This is a genomic window from Parashewanella sp. 2304DJ23-3 (assembly GCF_056591695.1).
The window spans coordinates 21,969-44,354 of the sequence record NZ_JBWQOH010000010.1; the positions used below are offsets into that span (position 1 = coordinate 21,969).

Annotated in this window: 20 protein-coding genes; 8 read left to right on the forward strand and 12 right to left on the reverse strand. The window is 38.6% G+C overall.

Translation table 11 applies throughout. The annotated features are described in order from the left end of the window. Positions 1 to 5: 5 nt before the first annotated feature. Positions 6 to 986, reverse strand: a complete 981-nt coding sequence (gene pheS, locus AC1EU2_RS15480; RefSeq protein WP_129947409.1) for a phenylalanine--tRNA ligase subunit alpha — start codon at positions 984 to 986, stop codon at positions 6 to 8. 441 nt (positions 987 to 1,427) lie between these two features. On the opposite strand from pheS, the gene AC1EU2_RS15485 reads away from it, so the two are divergent. Next, positions 1,428 to 2,807 (forward strand): methyl-accepting chemotaxis protein, encoded by a 1,380-nt coding sequence (locus AC1EU2_RS15485; protein ID WP_480299185.1) that lies wholly within the window; start codon positions 1,428 to 1,430, stop codon positions 2,805 to 2,807. A gap of 85 nt (positions 2,808 to 2,892) precedes the next feature. After that, positions 2,893 to 3,942, forward strand: coding sequence for an amidohydrolase family protein (locus AC1EU2_RS15490; protein ID WP_480299186.1), 1,050 nt, complete (start codon positions 2,893 to 2,895; stop codon positions 3,940 to 3,942). A 58-nt stretch (positions 3,943 to 4,000) separates the two neighbouring features. On the opposite strand, the gene rplT is transcribed toward AC1EU2_RS15490, so the two are convergent. The 4 genes from rplT to thrS all read right to left on the reverse strand — a co-directional run bounded on the left by rplT (position 4,001) and on the right by thrS (position 7,131). Continuing rightward, positions 4,001 to 4,357 (reverse strand): 50S ribosomal protein L20, encoded by a 357-nt coding sequence (gene rplT, locus AC1EU2_RS15495; RefSeq protein WP_129947406.1) that lies wholly within the window; start codon positions 4,355 to 4,357, stop codon positions 4,001 to 4,003. 17 nt (positions 4,358 to 4,374) lie between these two features. Next, complete coding sequence (rpmI, locus tag AC1EU2_RS15500) at positions 4,375 to 4,569, reverse strand: 50S ribosomal protein L35 (protein WP_011496149.1); 195 nt, start codon at positions 4,567 to 4,569, stop codon at positions 4,375 to 4,377. 87 nt (positions 4,570 to 4,656) lie between these two features. Further along, on the reverse strand, positions 4,657 to 5,199 hold the full coding sequence (gene infC / locus AC1EU2_RS15505; protein WP_480299286.1) for a translation initiation factor IF-3: 543 nt from the start codon (positions 5,197 to 5,199) through the stop codon (positions 4,657 to 4,659). A 3-nt stretch (positions 5,200 to 5,202) separates the two neighbouring features. Next, entirely contained in the window at positions 5,203 to 7,131 is a 1,929-nt protein-coding gene (gene thrS, locus AC1EU2_RS15510; RefSeq protein WP_480299187.1) for a threonine--tRNA ligase, read from the reverse strand. A 290-nt stretch (positions 7,132 to 7,421) separates the two neighbouring features. On the opposite strand from thrS, the gene AC1EU2_RS15515 reads away from it, so the two are divergent. Next, positions 7,422 to 7,697, forward strand: coding sequence for a hypothetical protein (locus AC1EU2_RS15515; RefSeq protein WP_480299188.1), 276 nt, complete (start codon positions 7,422 to 7,424; stop codon positions 7,695 to 7,697). Between the two features lie 69 nt (positions 7,698 to 7,766). On the opposite strand, the gene nadA is transcribed toward AC1EU2_RS15515, so the two are convergent. From nadA to AC1EU2_RS15535, 4 genes are all read right to left on the reverse strand, one after another. Beyond that, entirely contained in the window at positions 7,767 to 8,834 is a 1,068-nt protein-coding gene (gene nadA, locus AC1EU2_RS15520; protein ID WP_480299189.1) for a quinolinate synthase NadA, read from the reverse strand. Positions 8,835 to 8,965: 131 nt separating this feature from the next. Further along, positions 8,966 to 10,576, reverse strand: coding sequence for a di-heme oxidoredictase family protein (locus AC1EU2_RS15525; protein ID WP_480299190.1), 1,611 nt, complete (start codon positions 10,574 to 10,576; stop codon positions 8,966 to 8,968). 541 nt (positions 10,577 to 11,117) lie between these two features. Continuing rightward, positions 11,118 to 12,260 (reverse strand): imelysin family protein, encoded by a 1,143-nt coding sequence (locus AC1EU2_RS15530; protein WP_480299191.1) that lies wholly within the window; start codon positions 12,258 to 12,260, stop codon positions 11,118 to 11,120. A 24-nt stretch (positions 12,261 to 12,284) separates the two neighbouring features. Then, on the reverse strand, positions 12,285 to 13,661 hold the full coding sequence (locus AC1EU2_RS15535) for a hypothetical protein (protein ID WP_480299192.1): 1,377 nt from the start codon (positions 13,659 to 13,661) through the stop codon (positions 12,285 to 12,287). A gap of 803 nt (positions 13,662 to 14,464) precedes the next feature. Here AC1EU2_RS15535 and AC1EU2_RS15540 point away from each other — a divergent pair. From AC1EU2_RS15540 to AC1EU2_RS15555, 4 genes are read left to right on the forward strand one after another with little or no spacing between them, the layout of a single operon-like run. Then, on the forward strand, positions 14,465 to 15,178 hold the full coding sequence (locus AC1EU2_RS15540) for a YIP1 family protein (RefSeq protein WP_480299193.1): 714 nt from the start codon (positions 14,465 to 14,467) through the stop codon (positions 15,176 to 15,178). A 52-nt stretch (positions 15,179 to 15,230) separates the two neighbouring features. Then, positions 15,231 to 16,412: an efflux RND transporter periplasmic adaptor subunit gene (locus tag AC1EU2_RS15545; RefSeq protein WP_480299194.1), complete on the forward strand. Its 1,182-nt coding sequence runs from the start codon at positions 15,231 to 15,233 to the stop codon at positions 16,410 to 16,412. Next, complete coding sequence (locus AC1EU2_RS15550; RefSeq protein WP_480299195.1) at positions 16,409 to 17,116, forward strand: ABC transporter ATP-binding protein; 708 nt, start codon at positions 16,409 to 16,411, stop codon at positions 17,114 to 17,116. Before AC1EU2_RS15545 ends, AC1EU2_RS15550 begins: the two co-directional genes overlap by 4 nt. Then, complete coding sequence (locus tag AC1EU2_RS15555; protein ID WP_480299196.1) at positions 17,109 to 18,350, forward strand: ABC transporter permease; 1,242 nt, start codon at positions 17,109 to 17,111, stop codon at positions 18,348 to 18,350. Before AC1EU2_RS15550 ends, AC1EU2_RS15555 begins: the two co-directional genes overlap by 8 nt. 38 nt (positions 18,351 to 18,388) lie before the next feature. Here the strand turns inward: AC1EU2_RS15555 and AC1EU2_RS15560 are convergent, their stop codons facing one another. The 3 genes from AC1EU2_RS15560 to AC1EU2_RS15570 are packed head-to-tail and all read right to left on the reverse strand — an operon-like array spanning position 18,389 to position 20,332. Beyond that, the gene (locus AC1EU2_RS15560) at positions 18,389 to 19,312 is read right to left on the reverse strand and encodes a pyridoxal-phosphate dependent enzyme (RefSeq protein ID WP_480299197.1); all 924 of its coding nucleotides are present in this window, start codon (positions 19,310 to 19,312) and stop codon (positions 18,389 to 18,391) included. Between the two features lie 26 nt (positions 19,313 to 19,338). Further along, positions 19,339 to 19,881 carry a DsrE family protein gene (locus AC1EU2_RS15565; protein ID WP_480299198.1) on the reverse strand — a complete coding sequence of 181 codons (543 nt, stop codon included), beginning with the start codon at positions 19,879 to 19,881 and terminating at the stop codon, positions 19,339 to 19,341. Between the two features lies 1 nt (position 19,882). Continuing rightward, positions 19,883 to 20,332, reverse strand: coding sequence for a YaiI/YqxD family protein (locus AC1EU2_RS15570; protein WP_480299199.1), 450 nt, complete (start codon positions 20,330 to 20,332; stop codon positions 19,883 to 19,885). Positions 20,333 to 20,573: 241 nt separating this feature from the next. Between AC1EU2_RS15570 and AC1EU2_RS15575 the strand changes: the two genes are divergently transcribed. Then, entirely contained in the window at positions 20,574 to 22,262 is a 1,689-nt protein-coding gene (locus tag AC1EU2_RS15575) for a hypothetical protein (RefSeq protein ID WP_480299200.1), read from the forward strand. Positions 22,263 to 22,386 lie beyond the last annotated feature (124 nt).

The window sequence follows — 22,386 nt, forward strand, 5'->3', positions numbered from 1 at the left end:
CTCCGCTATTTGAATTGCTTAAGGAAACGTAAGTCATTTTCGAAAAATGAACGTAAATCATTTACGCCATAACGAAGCATTGATAAGCGCTCTACGCCCATACCAAATGCAAATCCTGTGTATTCTTCTGGGTCATAACCTACGCTGCGCAGTACATTCGGATGCACCATGCCACAGCCTAATACTTCTAACCAGCCATTCTTACCTTTAACATCAACTTCTGCGGATGGTTCAGTGAACGGGAAATAAGAAGGACGGAAACGAACTTCTAAATCTTCTTCGAAGAAGTTACGAAGAAAATCATGCAGGATACCTTTGAGTTCAGCAAAGTTAACCTTTTTATCAATCATCAAACCTTCTACCTGATGGAACATCGGTGTGTGAGTTTGATCATAATCGTTACGATATACACGACCTGGGGAGATAATACGTAGAGGTGGATCTTTCTTCTCCATCGTTCTGATTTGCACACCTGAAGTTTGAGTTCTGAGAACTAACTTAGGGTTAAAATAAAACGTATCGTGATCCGCTCGAGCTGGATGATCGTCAGGAATATTTAACGAATCGAAGTTATGAAAGTCATCTTCAATTTCTGGGCCTTTTTCTACTTGGAAACCAAGCTCGCCAAAAAAGTCCTCAATACGTTCAATAGTTCGAGTGACTGGATGTAAACCACCAAGTTCAGTTACACGACCAGGAAGCGTCACATCAACTTGTTCAGTTTTCAGCTTTTCTTCTAGTTCAGCAAGTTTCATCCCTTCAATTTTAGCGTTTAACGCTTTTTGAACGGTTTGCTTAGCATCATTAACTTTTTGGCCAAATGCAGGCTTTTCTTCCGCACTTAAAGTAGCCATCATACGCATCATTGCCGTAATCTGACCTTTTTTACCCAAGTAATCCACTCGGATATCATCTAGTGCTTTTAAATCACTAGTTTGCTCTATTACTTCTAAAGCATTAGATACAATGTCGTTTAGTTGTTGCATTTTAATTTCCACTGCATGTTGGAAAAACCACAGAATTCTAAATAAGAGAATCTATCTTACCTTATGAATTTTGAAGCTATGAATTCGCTACACAATCAAGAATAAAAAAGACGGAAATTTTACGCTAATGCTCTTGGTTTTTCTAGAGTAAATTGATTTATATAAGAGATAAACGCTCAATTTAAGCCAATACTTTACTCGTTACAGAATCCAATTCCGTATTAGTTGATTGTCATCACGTTATTACAAATTTATAGTCAAAATGACTAACAACTACTGGCCTGTAAAATGATCAAGATGTAAAATGTCGATAACAATTTTTCAACGGAAGATAAAATTTCAGCAATTGGTGTTTAATTGCTTAAGTCGTAGGTTCTCGAGCCGATATTGTATTTGGGGTCACTCATAAAAAGTGCTACTAAAAGGCATAAGAGTATAATTATGAAAGAAGTAAAATTTCGTTGGATCGATAAGTATCTGATTCAAACAACAATAAGACAAAAGTTTTTTATTTTAGCAACCATTTCTATTTTAGCATTAGCGTTTTTAGCTTTTGCCTCTCATTACGAGTTAGGAAAGATATCGGGAGAATTTAATAAATATGCGAGTACTCAAAGTACTCAACAAAAGCAAAGAATAGTTGATGCAGCTTTAGATTACATCCCTGCTAACCAAAGAGATAATTTTCTCTCTTCCATTTCGACACAACAAAGCTCTTCTTCAATGAAGCACGTGGACGAGATCATTAACGACGATCAACAAATTATTTATATTGTAACTGCTGGATTAATATTTCTCGTTTGGATGGCGACTTATTATATCTCAACCTTTATTCGTGGGGCTTTATACACTACGGTTATGGCATTAAAACGTGCTGCAGATGGTGATTTAACCAGCCGTCTTAACTTTTTTAAAGTACCAGATGAATTCAGCCATTTAGCGATCAGCATTGATACTTTGGTTGACAGGCAGCATCAATTAGTCAAACAAATTATTCAATCAACGGATCAGATTCGCAATGTGGTCAATGAATTCCGTGGCAATGCAGGTCAAGGCCAAGAGTTAGCTGTTAATCAAAGACAGCACCTTGACTCACTTGCCACAGCTATGGAAGAAATGACTGCAGCAGTTAAAGAAGTTTCCCGAAACGCTGAAGTGTCTTCGATGGAAACTCAAGAAGCAAATACCCAAGTATCAATTGGTTCTAGAGATATTGAAAACACAGTTAAAGTTATCGGCACTTTAGCTACTGATATTTCAAATGCCTCTGATGCAGTAAATGAGTTGAATGACAATGCCTCACGCATTGATGAAGTCGTGACAACCATTAATGCGATTTCAGAGCAAACCAACTTACTCGCACTCAACGCTGCAATTGAAGCAGCACGTGCTGGCGAGCAAGGCCGTGGTTTTGCCGTAGTTGCAGATGAAGTCAGAACGCTAGCAGGGCGTACACAAGATGCCACTGTAGAGATAAAAAGCATGATCGAATCTCTGCAATCTGGCGCAAGCGCCCTCACCCAAGTAATGTCGAGAACGGTCGAGCAAGCTGAACAAGGTAAGTCTCATGTTATGAAAACGGGTGATGATTTACGAAATATTTCTAGTCATAGCGACAAAGTACTTGATATGAGCGTTCAAATTGCAAGCTCCGCTGAGCAGCAATCCGCCGTTGCAAACGAAATTGCAGGCAATTTGATGGAAATCCGCAATCAATCCCATAATGTGGAAGAATCAGCCAACAATGCTGTTTCAGGTTGTGATGAATTACACGCTACTGCCGAGCAGCTTGATCAACTGTTAGTTGGTTTAAAGGTCTAAGTAACACTCACCTTTATAAAAGGCACTCTTAGTGCCTTTTTTATTGCCTATAATAAAATCATTATGTGTGAACATGGATGTTTATATGAAAAGGCATATTTTTCAATTATCACTATTTTTTTCCTTTCTTACTGTTGTTAATTATGCTGATAGTTCTGAGTGTTTTGATAGAAATCAATTCCCTCACACACTGCAGGTTGATACACATTTACATATACAACCTTTTAATAATGAAGCCATGCCTACCGATAAACTCATTAATATTCTTAATAAAGCGGGCATTAAGTACGTCAATGCTTATGGCATCGGTCAACCATTTGCAGTTAAAACTGCTTGCAAACATTACCGAGACTGTCCAAATACGCCAATTCGACCAAGTTGGGTAAATGATTTTCGAAACTTAAAAGCGTTTACAAAAAATGATCATGAAAACTTAATCACAAATCTCTCCATGAGTTTTCCTGATTTAGCCAATCCAGAGAATATCTTGCAGCGGATTCTTTATATTCAAAATAAGTATCCAAATAAATTTAAGTGGGTAGGTGAAGCAAACCTAATCAAGCACGCTTTACTAAGTAACGCACATGAATCAGCAACAATCAGTGACATTAATAATTGGTTGCCATTCATGGCATATTTGAGGGCACATAACCTCCCTCTCACCTTGCACGCCGACATTGGTTTAAACGACTCTCCTTTTGAATATATTCATCTAATGAGGCATGTGCTAGAGCGATACCCAGATAATCAAATTGTATGGGCTCATATGGGGCTTTCTAAAGAGCAACGTGAAATCGATACGAAGAATCATATTGGGCTGATGAACAGCTTTTTAAAAAACTACCCTAATTTGACGCTAGATATTTCATGGAAGATTTTAGAGGAAAACTTTTTTAGTCGGGACAGAACTCGCTATGTTGCTTTAATCAATAAGTACCCTTCACGATTTATCAATGGTACTGATTTTTTAGCACATGAAGATTATGGGCCTGAAGACTATGATCACATTTTGAAAACTGTGAGTGAAATACACAAATACATAAATGATAAAGCATTTAGAAATATAGCTTTAGGTCAAAACTATTTTAATTTACTAGGTTTACAGCAACAAGCGCCTAAAATTTGTAAAAGCTAAAACGAACAAAGCCCCGGTAAACCGAGGCTTTGAGAGCAGTACAAAATAACTTAAGCGATTAAGCTAGAGCTTCTTTTGCTTTTCCAACTAAAGTTGCGAAAACAACTTTGTCGTATACTGCGATGTCTGCCAAAATCTTACGATCGATTTCGATAGACGCCTTCTTCAGACCGTTGATGAAACGGCTGTATGAAAGACCATTTTGACGAGCTGCCGCATTGATACGTGCAATCCAAAGTTGACGGAATTGACGTTTCTTTTGACGACGGTCACGGTATGCATATTGACCAGCTTTAGTTACTGCTTGTACCGCTACGCGATATACGCGAGAACGAGCACCATAATAACCTTTGGCAAGTTTTAATACTTTCTTGTGACGAGCACGAGCGGTTACACCACGCTTAACTCTTGGCATTTTCTATATCTCCTAAATTAAGCGTAAGGTAATTGACGCGCGATTGCTGGAACGTCAGACTTGGCAACTAAACACTTAGCACGTAGATGACGTTTACGCTTAGTGCTTTTCTTAGTCAGAATGTGACGAAGGTGAGCTTGCTTACGCTTAAAACCATTAGCAGTTTTCTTAAAGCGTTTAGCAACACCCTTATCTGTTTTCATTTTAGGCATTTCTAAAACTCCGCATTGGGATAGTTAATTAAATAGCAAGGCGAAGCAAGGCTCTATGAACCTTACTTACTTTTTAATAAGCCCGACTTATTTCTTTTTAGGCGCTAGCACCATAACAGCTTGACGACCTTCCATTTTAGGGAAAGACTCCACGACTGCTATTTCTTCCAAATCTGCTTTAATACGGTTCAATAGAGCCATACCAATGCTTTGGTGTGCCATTTCGCGGCCACGGAAACGCAGCGTTACTTTCGCTTTGTCACCATCGCTTAGAAAACGATTCAGGTTGCGTAGTTTTACCTGATAATCGTTTTCATCAGTTCCAGGTCTGAATTTTACTTCTTTAACCTGAACCTGCTTTTGCTTCTTCTTTTGTTCCTTTTGTGCTTTCGCTTTATCAAAAAGGAACTTTCCGTAGTCCATTATCCGGCATACTGGAGGTTCAGCATTAGGGCTGATCTCAACAAGATCTAAACCTGCTTCATCTGCCTTACTTTGTGCGTCACGAATGCCCATGATTCCATGTTGTTCGCCTTCAGCACCATTTAAACGTACTTCAGATACGCCGGTAATTTCATCATTGATTCTATTGGGAGCGGTATTACGCCCACCATCTCTTTTGCCTTTTATGACCTAGTCCTCCAACAAATTTAGACTACGGAACGAAATCTGTTCACGGATTTTAGCTGCAAACGTATCAATACTCAGTTTGCCTAAATCTTTTCCGTCCCGTGTTCGCACAGCGACTTCCCTATTTTCCATCTCTTGATCACCTACGACCAATAAATAAGGGACACGTCTTAATGTGTGCTCGCGTATTTTAAAGCCAATCTTCTCGTTTCTCAAGTCTTTAACTGCACGAATTCCCTGCTTCTTGAATATATTGACTACTTCTTCAACATAATCAGCGTGCTTATCGGTAATATTCATTACAACTGCTTGAGCAGGAGCCAACCAAGTTGGGAATCGCCCTGCATACTCTTCAATAAGAATACCTAAGAAACGCTCTAGTGAACCCAGAATAGCGCGATGAATCATTACTGGAGTCTGACGACTGTTGTCTTCGGCAACATAAGTTGCACCTAAACGATTCGGTAGCGCATAATCGAGTTGCACTGTACCACATTGCCATGCACGATCTAAACAGTCATGCAAAGTAAATTCGATTTTTGGGCCATAGAACGCTCCTTCGCCATCTAAAATCTCATATTCGATTTCATTGGAGGCCAAAGCTTGCTTCAGAGCTTCTTCTGCTCTATCCCACATATCGTCGTCACCAATACGCTTTTCAGGACGAGTTGATAACTTAACAACGATATTTTCAAAACCAAAAGTAGCGTATGTGTCGTATACCATCTTGATACACTTAATCACTTCGTCTTGAACTTGATCTTCAGTACAGAATACATGCGCATCATCTTGAGTAAAGCCACGAACACGCATCAGTCCATGCAGTGAACCTGAAGGTTCATTACGGTGACAACACCCAAACTCAGCCATACGCAATGGAAGATCACGGTATGACTTCAAACCTTGATTAAAGATTTGTACATGACCTGGGCAGTTCATTGGTTTCAAAGCATAATCACGAGCTTCACTGTGAGTCGTGAACATAGCTTCTGAATATTTGTCCCAGTGACCTGAGCGCTCCCACAGCACTCTGTCCATGATTAATGGACCCTTTACTTCTTGATAATCGTAATCAACAAGTTTAGTACGAACAAAGGTTTCTAGCTCACGGAAAATACTCCAACCATCATTATGCCAAAACACCATACCAGGCGCTTCTTCTTGCATATGATACAGGTCAAGTTGCTTACCAATTTTGCGATGATCACGCTTTGATGCTTCTTCAAGGCGGTTCAAATATGACTTAAGCTGTTTCTTGTCTGCCCAAGCTGTACCATAAACACGCTGAAGCATTTTATTCGAAGAGTCGCCACGCCAGTATGCACCAGCAACATTCATTAACTTAAAATGCTGACAAAAACGCATATTGGGTACATGAGGGCCACGGCACATATCCGTGTATTCTTCATGATGATATAAAGCTGGTGTTGCGGTTTTCTCGATGTTTTCATCAAGAATTTGCATTTTGTACGTTTCACCACGAGCTTCAAACGCATCATAAGCATCTTGCCAGCTACCGACTTTTTTAATTACATTGTAATTTGTCTTCGCAAGTTCAAGCATGCGTTTTTCAAGCTTATCAATATCTTCTTGAGTTAGTTTATGCTCAAGATCAATGTCGTAGTAAAAACCTTTATCAATAACAGGTCCAATTGCCATTTTGACATCTGGCCATAGTTGCTTGATAGCATGACCTAATAAATGCGCACAAGAGTGACGCAAAATTTCTAATCCATCATCATCTTTTGCTGTGATAATAGAAAGGTCAGAGTCTGACTCAATAACATCGCAAGCATCTTTAAGCTCACCGTTTACTCGGCCAGCGATACAGGCTTTAGCTAAACCTGGACCAATATCCATCGCAACGTCATAAGTAGAAACAGGTTGTGCAAACTCACGTTTGCTACCATCAGGAAGTGTAATAACAGGCATGATAAATCCTTTCCAGTGGTGACTCATACGTAGGGCCACTTGGTTGTAGTATTTGAATAAAATAAAAACTGAAATGAAAGTTAGTCAGTACCAGAGCCTAAATAGTTTCATCCCAGCAGCAGCGTGATGATACGTAATTGCAAAATACTAAGCAACCTAGCACTACTAAAGTTTTAATAAAAATTTACATTTTTTATGGGATTAAATTAGACAACCCAAAATCCTGTTCTATTCTTTAGGCTCAAACAAGACGTTTAGCCGATAAAATGTTGTAATTGCCGAGGTAAAGGATGTACAAGGTAGCTGTATTTATCGTTATGATTTTTGTGTCTTCAAATGCTGTTGGAGACGAGTTAGATTACGTTTTAAATGAGCATAGATATAATGAAAACGCTTTAAACAAAGACGTTGCAAATTCAATTGAAACTATTTTGAATCAACAACACAAGCAGCACATTGATGCTCTGTGTAAGAAGCTGATCACTGAGCATTTAGAAAAGTTTAGATGGTTAAGTAGACTGAATTCAAACGAGCAAGTCTATTTAGAAAACAAGCACAGAGTCTAACTAGCCTGAGCTCAGGTTAACAAACGACAATGAAGAGAGCTCTCAGCTCTCTTCTTAATTAAATGCCGATTAAGCGTTACCCTTGACTTTCATATTCATTTCTTTTGCAAAATTCAGCATACGATCCAATGGTACTAATGCATCATCACGCAATGTGTCATCAACAAAGATTTCATGATCTTTAGTATCAGAGGTTGATAATGAAGCTTCAATGGCTTTTAAACCATTCATAGCCATCCAAGGGCAGTGAGCGCAACTTTTACAAGTCGCACCGTTACCGCCTGTTGGTGCTTCAATCAATGTTTTACCCGGAGCAGCCTGTTGCATCTTATAAAAAATGCCCTTATCAGTGGCAACAATAAAGGTATCATTGTCCATTTCTTGAGCTGCTTTAATTAATTGACTTGTAGAGCCAACAGCATCAGCCATTTCTACTACACTAGCAGGAGATTCAGGATGTACTAATACCGCAGCATTAGGGTGTTCTTTTTTAAGGTGAGTTAGTGCACGTGCTTTAAATTCATCATGAACAATACATTCTCCTTGCCACATCAACATTTCAGCACCTGTTTGCTTAGCGATGTAACTGCCTAAATGGCGATCAGGTCCCCAGATAATTTTTTTATCTTCACTATCGAGATGTTCAACAATGTCCAGTGCAATACTTGAAGTTACGACCCAGTCTGCACGTGCTTTAACGGCCGCAGAAGTATTCGCATAAACAACAACAGTATGATCTGGATGGGCATCACAAAATTCACTGAAGGTATCAATTGGACAGCCTAAATCAAGTGAACATGTAGCTTCAAGGTTAGGCATTAACACCGTTTTTTCTGGTGATAAAATTTTCGACGTCTCACCCATAAATTTAACGCCAGCAACAATTAAGGTTTTAGCGGGATGATCACGACCGAAACGAGCCATTTCTAAAGAGTCGGATACACAACCACCTGTTTCTTCAGCAAGCGCCTGGATCTCTGGGTCAGTATAGTAATGTGCGACAAGAACAGCATCACGTTCTTTCAATAACCGCTTAATGCGTTCTTTGTATTCGCTTTTTTCATCAACAGATAAAGGGATTGGTTTAGCTGGAAATGGGTAATCTATCGTTTCTATCTGTGGTGCCGCCTGGCTCATAATGCGTCCAAAAAATTACAACAATCTTTCAATTATATTAAATTGGTTTATGAAAAGCTAACTACTGACGCACAAGAATTAGGAAAGCTATGAAATATTAAGCCGTCAATCTGACGGCTTTTAGTAGAAACTTAAAGTGAATTAACAAATTTAATTAGCTGTTCTCGCTCAGAGGCAGTTAACGCCATAAAATCAATTCTCGATTGTTCTGCTTCACCAGCATGCCATAAAATTGCTTGTTCGATATTTGCTGCACGTCCATCATGTAAAAAGCCAGCCTTAGGATTGACAGTTTTGGTTAATCCTATCCCCCAAAGTGGCCTTGTTCGCCATTCACTACCGCTCGCTAAAAAGTCAGAACGACCATCAGCTAAACCTTCTCCCATATCGTGAAGTAACATATCGGTAAAAGGATAAATGGTTTGATTTTTTAGTGATTCAATCATTGGTTTTCCACCAATCTGACCGGAAGACTTCGTAATGAATTTAGGAATGTGACAGCTAGAACAATTGACTTGCTGAAATAACCTTGCACCTTCTTTTACATCTTGGCTTTCAACATTTCTGCGAGCTGGTACAGCTAATGTTTCAGCATAAAACACAAGTGCATCACTGAAGTTATCATCAACCTCAGGCATTCCATCTGGGCTTACCCCATTGTCTGCTGGGTTTTCAGATAAATACACATTATGAAGATGAGTTCCTTCAACGCTTTCTTTAGGAAATAATGGGTTTGTAATTCCTATATCACCTCGCAGCGCACCTAGAGATTGAACCCTGACGCTCGGTGTATTTGCTTTCCAACCAAAACGCCCTAACGAAACAGGGTTATCATCACCACTATCGGCTTTGACTTTATCAAAAACAAAATTAGGCTTACCGCTAATTCCATCATTGTTTTCATCATCTACATCTACATTTGCTAAAATATCCGATTCTGGAATAGCTTCTAATAAACCTAAACCGAATACTGGCATGCCATTTCTCCATCCAAATGCAACATCCGCTTGTAAAAGCTGTGATGCCCCAGGACTTTCAGGGGAATCATAAGGGTTGTCGATTTCGAATAATGGCTTTTTTAGTGTTACTTTCGAACCATCTGAGTACACAACTTCAGTGTATTCATAGGAAAGATAAACATCTGCTTGCCCAACGAATTTATTGTTTTGCCAATCTGGTCTTGCTTTGAGTACTCCTCGATGAAAAAGTTGGCCACCAAAATCAGGAACAGGAATGGGTGCGCAATAATTATTTTCAATTGTACCTTTGACACACTCTAGATCTCGTTTCTTGGAAATCCTTAAAAATATCCCATCAGAAGAACCGAGAAGCACCTTATTCGCCCCAGTTGGGATCGTTGGTGTTGAGTTTCGACCATCACGTTGATGGCAAGCATTACAGTTAATATTATTAAAAACTGGGCCTAAACCGTCTAATTCTGGATGTTCAGTGCTTGGCGCTGTCACAAAAGTCGACTCAAAGAAAGCATCTCCTTCTTCATGCCGAAGTACCTGCTCTGTTGTTAAATTTGGCGCAGGCGTTGAAAAGCCATGACCAGAATTTGAAGCATCTGTTGTAGTTGTCTCACCGCCTAACAAAACTATATCTGTATAGTCTGGATAAATTACAGTTGGTGGTGGCATTGGTGTTTCCGCTTTTTCTTTCTTACCTGTACCGCCGCAGGCTGTTACCCCTAAAACAACAGCACAAACGATGGAGAGCTGTTTTGTTTTTATTACCATCTTTTCATTGCCCAAATATTTTTAGGGTCTATTTATCTTTTAGGATTAAATTTTGTGCTATTTGAGCGTTTACTTGTTCAAGGCGTGAGCAGTAATGCATAGCCATCTAAGTAATCTGATCACAACACCAAACAGTGAATGCTCAAAAGCATCAAAGACAGTGTAAATTGGTTATTTCTACTTCGTTATCGCTTGCTTATTTGGAAAAAACCAAACCACAGGCACTGCCTTGTATCAAATAACCAATTTATCGCTGCAAAAACAATCACGAAAAATAAACAAACCCTAGAGGCCGTTCCCAATTAACGATTTCGATTTGCTGTTGTAGATTTTTTTGTTTATTCAAGACGACGAATGTGAGGTGTAGTTGTTCTACATAAGCATTCGGCAACACAGAAGAAACGGAAAATATACACAGCCCTACGGGTACGCCTAAAATTGGAAACGGCCTCTAGTTTAAGATTAAATTTTCACACCCAATTCAATCCGAAATAAAAAAGCAGAAACAACCAAACGCCTCTGCCTTTAAGTACAAATCAAGTTAATTAGCGTTCCACTTTTTAACTAGTGGTAAAACTTCTAGTTCAAGACTTTCCTTTAGAATGGCAAGCGCATCTACCGCCTCTTGAACTCGAGTTCGCCCTGCGGTATCTGAGATAGCCTGACGAAATGGCATGTTAATATCACCACCAATTAGATCAATTTTTGCAATTGCTGTATCAATTTGTTGACTCACTTTATCAGCGAGTTCACCATCCGCAGCTTCAACAAAGTCAACAATACCTTGCTTATCGGCATTACCAGCTAGCTCGCCTTCCCAAACGTTTTTAATGCCTTTGATGTTATTCCCGAAATCAATCAGCGAGTTCCAAGAATATTGAGACTCAACTTTTGAAGTATCTTGCTCAGAAAATGGTTCAGCAATTTTTGCTTCTCCAACTTCCTTTGCAATACCAATCATACCGTTGATAAGCTCTTCGATTACGCCAACTTGTGATGAGTATGAATCACTTGAGTCAACACTTTTCAAACGATCAGCGAAAGGAGCAGAGCCATCGTTATCTTGATAACTGTCTTTCCACGCACCTTCTAACTGCGCAGTATAATCTCTTAGTACTTCAGCTAACGCGATTAAGTATTCTCGTTCTTGAAGCGTAGAATCTGTAAGTAACTTCTCGTTATCATTTACACCATCACCAAACAAAAGGTACTCGATTGCGTGAAAACCTTGAACGCCATCATCTGCTTTCAATAGATCATCAGCGGTAATGGTTTCACCACTATTTAATAACGCAACTAGATCAACCGTGTTCAGTGGCCAGGAATCTAGATGTGGATCAATGCTTTCAGCTTCGATTGGGCCAAAAATATGAGACTCACCTTGCTCCCAGGGTTTACGTGCCGCCTTCCATGCAGCTTGAGCAGCTGACCAATTTTCTTCAGTCGCATTTTGCAAAAGAACGAGTGTCGCTTGATGAAGCAATTCACCTTTCTGTGCTAAATCACTATAACCAGCAACAATTACGTCATCAGTTAAATTGTTAATCATTTCAGTAGCAGTAAAACTAAATTCTCCATTCGTAGGTGTACCTTGGTCTGGCTGTGTTGTTTCTTCTTTTTTTCCTGAACCGCCGCAAGCTGTCAGCAATGTTGCTAATGAAAGAGCAATAAGAGATTTTTTCATTTTTTGATTTCCATTCATCATAATCTATAGAGAAAATTGGTAGCCTAAGCCTAAGTTAAAGAAGTAAGTATCTGGAATTTCATACACTGCTACTTGCTTCATCCCTGCTTCTGCTTTCAATACTATTTGAGGTATAGGTTGGTAATTGACACCAAGACTTGTCCAAGTTTGTTCAAAACGTTTAGTAGCAATGCCTGATTCGACTTCTTTAAGTGGGTTCGCATAATCAAGATTTGCAAATACCGTGACAGGAACATTTAACCATTCTCGTAAATCAACACCAGCCTCGACAAAGAAGGATTCTGCTTTAGAACCAACTTGTGAAAAGCCACCTGGATTCAAACCTGAAGTTGTTTTATTTGCGATTGTAATTTCATCGGCATCAGATAAAGAACCGTAGAGATATTGACTTCTGAAAATCCAAGGTCCATCAACATATGCGCCTGATAGAGATGCGATTTGAACTTCACCATCACCGATAATGCGCCCATCGTTATGGCGGTTACCTGCAGAAAAGCCGTAATAATATGCAGCGCCAATAGCTAATCCTTCTTTTTTGAAATCGCCATAATCAAGACGGACAACACCAGCAAAATCATCAGCATTAACATGCTCAAAGCGCGTTTGATGCCCAGTACTCACCCAGCCATAGCTTCTGAAGTATTCTGAGTTCAAGCCATTAATCAGTTGTGCTTGATAATGAAAGTTGTCGAAATTACCGAAAATACCAATACCAAATTCATTCCAAGTTGTCGGAATCAACACTTGTTCGCTTCTATGACGCATCACCGTTAGGTATTGATTTGGCTTATGAAGAATTGTACCTAGACCAATTGGTACATGGATATTACCGAATTTAATCCCAAAACTATCAGTTGGGCGATAACGAAACTGCGCTTTTTCAATAACTACTTCACCACCAGCTTCGATTTCGGTTTCGAACTCACCAGCTTCTTCAAAACCATCATATTCAAGTGTTGCACCCGTCCCACCGTGCTCATATTCGATTTCGAACTCAACATCCCATTCATCATTGAACTTATAACCAAATTCAGTGACGATACGTTCTAAATCTAAACGTCCGCGCCGGTTTGGGTCTGTGTCTTGAACATTCTCGAAAATCTCATCATTAGAATAAGTGAGACTACCGTATGATTTAAAAACAAATTTCTCTAATCCCTCTGTTTTAGAGTTTTTAGCTCTTTCAGAAGTCTTAGCAATTTCTTTTACTTTCAACTTTTGCTCAGTTTGTTCTTCCTTTAACTTATCAAGTTCTGCTCTCAGTATTTTTAATTGAGCTTCTTGCGCAACAATCATCTGCTCTAATTTACTGGTATCAGCACCAAATACTGAACCGGAAAATGCAGCAAGGACGCCAAGAGTCAACAGTGACTTTTTCATTTCCTTATAACTCCAAACAATATATTTACAAAATTGTGCAGAGTTTATACTTAATGAAAACGATTTGCATTACCTTTTTTATGCGCAACATTTGATTTAGATCAATTTTTTCTAATTTTAGGGCGAGTTAATCTTTCAAGATTGAATTTTGTACTATTTGAGCGTTTATCTACTCAAGGTGTGAGCAATGAAGTTTAGTAATCTAAATTAATTGCTCACAACACAGTACAGGGAACGCTCAAACGTATCGAAGACGACATAAATTGATCATTCCTGCTGCGTTATCACTTGATCATTTGGAGAAACGAAACCTCAAAGGTTTAAATAACCAATTTATTGCCGCAAAAACAAACAGGAATGTTCAACAGGCCTAGCGGCCGTTCCCAATTAACGATTTCGATTTGCTGTTGTAGATTTTTTTGTTTATTCAAAACGACGAATGTGAGGCGTAATTGTTCTGCATAAGCATTCGGCAACACAGAAGATACGAAAAATATACACAGCCCTACGGGTTACGCCTAAAATTGGCAAACTCTTTGTTACTCATCTTTCATTTAGCTCACTAAACTTCTATCTTCGTGCCTCGAGTTTACCAATTTTAGGCAGTAACAAATCGAAATGACTAATTGGGAATGACCTCTAATGCGATGTATATGCCTAGAAACGAAATTATAAGAAAGTGATCGCATAATAATTTGACATATTATGTCTCAAGCCGTATTTTGGATACATAAATTTAACACTAAACAAACATATTCAAGTTAGTATTTGTAACGTTCAAAGTTTTGATAAAAGGAATTATGATGAAATCAGCTACTGTTTTTGGTGCAATAACCGATATTTTCTTATCACCAACGAAAGCATTTAATGGATTAAAAGATGCAAAAGGATGGTCTTGGTCAGCCTTTCTTTTAATCATTCTCTTCTCTTCAGTTGCAATGTATTTATTTTATTCTACTGTTGACCCTAACTACCTTGTCGATCAACAGATTGCTGCACTCGGTGATGAGTTAACGGCGCAAGAGCGTGACGCTGCAGTTAATGGCATCAAGCAATTTGCAGACATTCAAATTTATTTTGCGATTGGTGCACCTATTGTTGCCATTGCATTGTTTAATGCACTTTATGCATTCTATTTCATGCTGATCAGCAAAATTGACCCACAGTCTGATATGAAATTTGGTGCTTGGTATGGATTTAGCATTTGGACCATGATGCCGGCTATCATTAACAGCCTAGGCACAATTATTCTTGTTACGACGGCGAAAACGGATCAACTGAGCCAATCAATCTTTAACTATGCATCATTAAATCAACTCGTTCTAAATTTAGATATTCATAATGCGTATTATGGCCTTGCCGAAAGTATTGGGTTGTTTACTATTTGGGGAATGATCCTCACTATTATTGGTCTAAGAAGCTGGACGAACTTTACTAAGAACCAAGCGGTAATATATGGGCTTTTACCATCAATAGTTATCTTTGGTATTTGGTTCCTAGTAGCAGCCTTAAAATAATAGAGTTTATTTTTAGCCAGCACAGATTGTGCTGGCACTTCAGGGATCAATAATGAAAAAAATAATTATCATCATTTTAGCTGTTGTTGCATTTGCAGGAATTCTAATCAGCAAACAAGTCACAGATAATAAAGATACCGTAAAGCTAGAAGTTACACACCCTTCTACGGGTAGCATAGCAGATACCATTCTTGCTTCAGGTAACCTCGTTTTTAATACCCAAGTACAGTTACGGTCAGAAGTGACTGGTCGTGTTGCAAAAGTCTTTGTTGAAGAAGGACAAACAGTCAAAAAAGGCGACATCTTGATGGAGCTTGATACTAAAGCTTTTAAAGCGGATGTCGAGCGTTCTAAAGCTGTTGTACAAGCCAGTGAGATTGAAATCCAAAAAACACACGTTAACTTAAAAAATATTGAACGACAGCTCACTCGCCAACAAAAAATGTACGCCCAAGGACTTTCTGATGCCGAAACCTACGATAACCTTAAAAACAGTCGTGATCTTGCGCTTATTGATATTCAATCTAAAAAAGCACAGCTTGAGCAGGCTAAGGCTTCTCTTTCAATTGCAGAAGATAGGTTAAGTAAAAGTGTATTTAGAGCACCGATGACAGGTCTTTTAGCTTCAGTTGATATTAAAGAAGGTGAAACTGTTATTGCAGGTACAACAAATATTGTGGGTTCAGATCTTATGCTGATTGCTGATCCGAGTGCAATTTTAGCTGAGTTGAGGGTTGATGAAACCGATATAGCTAGCATTAAACTGGGTCAAAAAGCAGATATTTTTGCTGCGGCTTATGCTGACGATCCATTTATAGGAAAAGTTATTAACATAGGCACTTCAGCCAAAGCTGAACAAGGTTCAAATGCTCTATCATTCAAAGTTAAAGTATTACTTGATCATACTGAACGTCGTTTATATGCAGGCATGAGCTGCCGAGCTGAAATCGCCACTTCAATATCTAATCATGCCGTCAAACTACCGATTGAAGCTGTACATCAAGAAGACAACAAATATTTTGTTTGGACCGTTGATAGCGAAGATAAAGTTTCGAAGAAGTTCATCACTGTTGGTATTTCGTCTGATATTGAACAAGCCGTAAAAAGCGGTTTAACCACTGAAGATAAAGTTGTTGTTGGCCCAGCTAGACCTGTAAGTAAGCTTAAAGAAGGTGATGTAATTCATCCTGAAAATGCTTCCACAAAAGCCCCTTCTGAGAAGGAAAGCGTATGAGTAATGTGATCGATTTACAAAAAATTTCGAAACACTACCAAATGGGTGAGCAAACGTTTAAAGCTTTAGATGACGTAAATGTTGCGATCTCTAAAAATGAGTACGTTGCGATTATTGGGCCTTCGGGTTCAGGTAAGTCTACATTAATGAATATTTTAGGCTGTTTAGATGTCCCTTCAGAAGGTAGTTATTTATTAAAGGGCAAGCTGGTTAAAAACATGTCTGAAACTGAGCTTGCACATCAAAGAAACGAAAGTGTTGGCTTTATCTTCCAAAGTTTCAATTTGATTCCTAGAGCTACAGCCTTAGAAAATGTAATGCAGCCGCTAGTTTATCGCTTTATTGCAGCCAAAGAGCGCCGAAAAATGGCGATTGAATCGCTTAAGCGTGTAGGTTTAGGCGATAAAATACACCACCTTTCGAGTCAACTCTCTGGTGGTCAAAGACAACGAGTCGCTATTGCAAGAGCATTAGTGACTAAGCCACATATACTCTTAGGTGATGAACCCACAGGTAACCTCGACAGTAAGACTACTCGAGATATCATGTCATTATTTGATGAACTTCATGATGAAGGCCATACCATTATATTAGTGACACATGAACAGGACATTGCAGATCATTGCGATAGAGTCATTCGTTTAGTTGATGGTAAAGTCGTTGCTGATACCGTAAAAGTAAAAGAGGAGCGATTGCATGTTTAAATCCGCTCTAGCAATTATGGAAGGCACCAAAGCAGCATTTGCGGCGATTCGAGCCAATGCAATGCGCTCTGCACTCACCTGCCTCGGTATTATCATTGGCGTAGCGGCTGTAATTACTGTTGTTGCAGTGATGCAAGGTTTCACAAAACAAATCAACGATCAACTTGCTGATCTTGCACCTGATGTCACAACGATTAAGGCATATACTAATCCAAGATTAGAAATGCTAGGGAAAAGAAGTAAGCTTACTTACGAAGATTTTTTGATTTTAAAAAGCAAAATTAAGCAAGCCGAAACCATGACGGCAATTATGTATAGCTGGCGTTTTTCTGGCGGCGCACAATATGGAAGTTATACGCACAGTACTCGTGTCGAAGGTACTGAGCAAAGTTATCAAAAAGCATACAGAACCTTCCCAGAACAAGGCCGATTTATTCGTGCTGAAGATGATAAAAAACGCCGCAGAGTCGCTTATATAGGTGCCAGTATAATAGAAAAGTTACATTTGCCTGAAAACCCTGTGGGTAGCTACATCAAACTCGGTAATGAGTGGTTTCTGATCATCGGTGTTGCAGAAAAACTAGGAAGCTTATTCGGTTTTGATCAGGACGATTATATACGCATACCTATTAGCACTATGAATGCACTCGAAGGCAGCAATAAGCATCGCAGTAACGTACAAATAATGTACCGTTTAAAGCCTGATGCTAAAGAAGAAGTCGTTCAGCAATCGATTCGAAGAATTCTGAGGCAGCAGCATAAGATTTCTTCTGGCCAGGACGATGACTTTGAGTTTGAGACTTCTGAGAAATCAAAGGAAAACTTTGAAAAATTCACCAATAGCGCAACAGGCATTACCGCTGGCATTGTCGGTATTAGTTTGATTGTTGGTGGAATTGGGGTAATGAATATTATGCTAGTGTCTGTTACCGAACGAACTCGAGTTATTGGAACATTAAAGGCACTGGGAGCAACTCCCGGATTCATTATGTTGCAATTCTTAGTAGAAGCAGTTGTACTATCGCTGTTTGGTGGCGCAATAGGCTTGGCTATTGGCTATGGTTTATCCGGATTAATCTCCGTCTTAATTCCAAGTATGCCTGGAGCTTACATACCGATTTGGGCTGTGTTCCTTTCTTTTGGGTTTACATCGGCGATTGGTATTATTTTTGGGCTAGCACCCGCAATTAAAGCGGCAAGATTAAACCCTATTGACGCTTTAAGGTATGAATAACATTCAAGACTAAAGGCTTCTTTCGGAAGCCTTTAATTTTACAATTTGAATTGATTCTTCCAGTTTTCAAGTTGCGGTAACGTAACCCCTACTCCACCGCACACAATCACTAAAATATTTCTATAATGTTTTAATTGATTATTCTTATGGTGATATGCAACAGATAAGCTGGCACCACATGCGGGTTCAACAAGCATTCTATGTTCATTCAAGAAGCGACAACATGCTTCAACTGCATCAGCGTCTTCTACACAAACAGCGTTTACTCTTCCTGTTTTACTTAATTCAAAAGCGGACTGTGCAACTTGAGTAGCCCCCAAAGACGTTGCGATAGAACTGATTGGGTCTAACGAAATACGTTTATTTAATGACATGGATTGCGCTAATGCATCGGCTCCAATCGTTTCTACCGCAAACACAGGGATTTCTGAGAGATCATGTTGTTCAAGCCCTTCAGCAACTCCTAGTAACAGGCCACCACCGCCAACAGACAGGATAACGGCATCTGGTTTAACACCTTGCTCAATGACCTCATCAATTATCGATGCATGCCCTTGCCATAACAAAGGGTCATCATAAGGGTGGATATAAGCACATTCATCATCAAGCAGAGACAATGCATGTTCATGAGCTTCCAACCAAACATTGCCATGAACGATCACGTTTGCACCTTCCTGTTCAATTAGTTCAATGGCCTTTTGCTTGGTAGTTCTAGGGACGACAATAGTCACAGGTACATTTAATTGTCGCCCACAATAAGCAACGGCTAAGCCAGCATTTCCACCGGAAGATGCAAATAACTGTTTTGCGCCTTGTTGTGTGTAATATTCACATGCAAACCCTACCCCTCTTGCCTTAAAAGAGCCTGATGGCTGACAGTTCTCTAATTTTAACCAGACCTTAGTTTCTGAGTTCAGGGCTATCGACAAGCTTTGAATTAACGGTGTTTTTAAATGCAACATATTCTCAGACCGCTTTACCTAATACCTTAAAATGGATTAAGTGAATAACCTTCATTATGCAAAATAGCATGTGCCGTCATTGCTGACAGAGCCATATCTACGTTCGGCAACAAATCTTTTTGTGATAAACCGTAATAGGCAGCGCTCTGTCCGCAAATATAAATTTTTACGCCAAAATCAGTAAGCTGCTTCACTATATTTTGATTCACATTTTTATGTCCAGAATGGAGCTTTGAATAAAACGAATGGTTCGCTAAGTCTGCCACTGACTTCCCATGTACCACCATTGCAACATTAATATTTTCTTTGGGGACGCCGTTTGCGACATGCATATTGATAAAACGACCTAATGTATCTAAATTACGGTTAATTTTTCCAACATCACCAACTTTGCTCATATCAAAAGCAACTTTAAATTTCATATTTTGGGGAATTGAAACAGAAGCATTTACGTCTGCAATTTTCCCAAAATTTTTGAACACTGGTCCTTGATGAAAGGCTTCGATTTCTGCTACAGATTGAAAAGCACACACAACACTAAATAAACCAATCCCTAGTCTTTTATACATCTTATTTTTTCCTTTTTGCTAAGATTCTGTCTAATTGATTACCAAACGCCTGTCGATCACTTTGACTGAGCGGTGCAGGCCCACCAGTATGCACGCCACTTGCTCGCATGGTGTCTAAAAAATCTCTCATATTGAGACGAGACTTTATATTCTCAGTTGTGAATAACTCACCTCTGGAGCTTAAGGCTAACCCGCCTTTCTCAATCACATCATTGGCAAGAGGTAAATCACTCGTAATCACTAAATCACCGTTCTCGGTCATTTCAACAATTTTGTCATCGGCAACATCAAACCCGCTTTCAACTCTAATTGACTGAATGACTTTAGAATTAGGTGTCTGAATAAATTGATTAGCAACTAAAATGAGTTGAGTTTGTGTTCTTTCTGCAGCTTTAAACAAAATCTGCTTAATGACCACTGGGCAAGCATCTGCATCTACGTATATTTTCACAAATTTTCCGAATCGTTATCTATTGTTTTACTATATCTAAATTAATCAGATAACAATAATAAATTCTATTCGAAACACTAACGTTAAGTTAATAAAGATTCATAAACGATGACAAATGCTCTCATTCGGAATATACACTATCTGTATATAATAAAATTATTAATGATAAATGGACTGCTATAACGCACAAGGCTTCACTTCTACAGAAAACTATCTTCGATTAGAAAAAGCTAAGTTTGAGGTGGATAAACCTTTTAAAATAAAATTAAAAGGAGATTTTTTTGAAAACGAATATGAAATTGCTATCACCAATGATGGCATAGCCATTGCTGCCTTCAAAGTATTTAACAGTAAAGACACAGTAAGTGCCGCTCAAACTTGTTCAAGCACAACACGTAGTGAGGTAATCAATACGATTCTCTGCCTTGAATCATTTAATTCGGATTTATTGGTTAGTTTAATTGAAAAAGGAGCAATTCACGCTTCAAGATTAAAATTAATTTCTCCAGCTTGCCCGCATTCTGCGAGTGATCTGCTTATTAGATACGCTCTAAATCATAATAATAGAACAAATAATGAGCATCTCATCACTTTTATAAAGTCGCTTCCTTTACGCTATCGTGCAGATCCTTCAATACAACCTGAACCTCTCAATATTCTATATGGTCGTTTATTTAACAAACAAAGCCAGAATGCTATTTTCATACACTTAGTCAATTCATTAAATGATGCACAACTTAAAATGGTTGCTACCGAATTAGCTGAAGGGCGTGGAGAGATTTTGCAACATAAAGCAGTCTTACTATCAATACCAGCTTACCGACTAACAATGCTACTTTATGACTTTGAAACACCAGATATTCTTACCATCTTAACTTCGCTCGATTACCTATATTCATCAGAAGGTCTTCAAATATTGACGTCTTTGACAGAAGAAAAGTCACTAGATATAATTTCCAGATGCCAGCAAAATCACAAATCATTAGAAAAGCTTCTATTCCCAACCGAATGCTTTGAAGAGCATCACTTATCTGATAAACAATTCGCTATATTCGAACGAATTATAATCACATCCGATAATATTGATTTATACAAACAGTATGGATTACAGGTACCTCCTTATTTAGCTTGCACTCTGTTACAAATTCCACCTCAAAATACTGCAAAAATTTTGTTTAACTCATCACCTGAAATAGCTGCCCGAGTTTCATTATTGATCTTTTATATTACAGAGACGACCAGGCCTTTTATTGAAAAAGGGTTGAAGTCCTGTCCAGTAGATGATCAACTGGTTAGCGATCTAAAACAATTGAAAAGGCTACCATCATGTCCAGTAGTCACTGAACAAAGCTATTTAGAGTCATTTCAAATGCATATGAGTTTCTTGTGGTTACTGAATGTAAGTGACAAGGCTCGAACTCCTTTATTTTATCGATTTATTAACCCCTTCACTAAAACTCAAGCTTTAGAAATTCAAACTCCTGCCTTCACTAAGTTCAAATGTCATTTATTATCAATTTTAGCCAGTTACAATACCCTAGAGCATCAATTCAAATATAAGCATTCTGGTGTGCCCTCAACCTGTGATTTGGTTCGAAAAATTTGCAATAAAAATGGTGAATTATTTGCAGAACTTCTTAAAAATGGCTTTGAATGCTCATACCCTGCTTTACAGGCAATACTAGATGAGAAGTTTATCGTAGAGATTGCAAACAAAAGGGTTAGTGACTTCAAAATTCAGGAGATATTTAACCTTATAGAAGAGTTAGATAATATGGACACTTTTTACATTCCAGATAATGAAGCTTTTGTATTAAGTTTATGTATTTATTTACAAACTCACTCGACTGAAGACCCAACAGTTGAACATATATTAAACTTATTCACCCCTGAAAACCGACAAAAATTAATGTCAATTGATCTTTTTTGACTTTACTGTTGCTACAAGTCTCATGAACAATGGATGAATCATGATTCAGAAATATTTATGTTTAAGTTCGTTGAGTTATATTTACTGTATGTTGTAAATAGAGGCTAAGCGTGAGTGCTTAGTA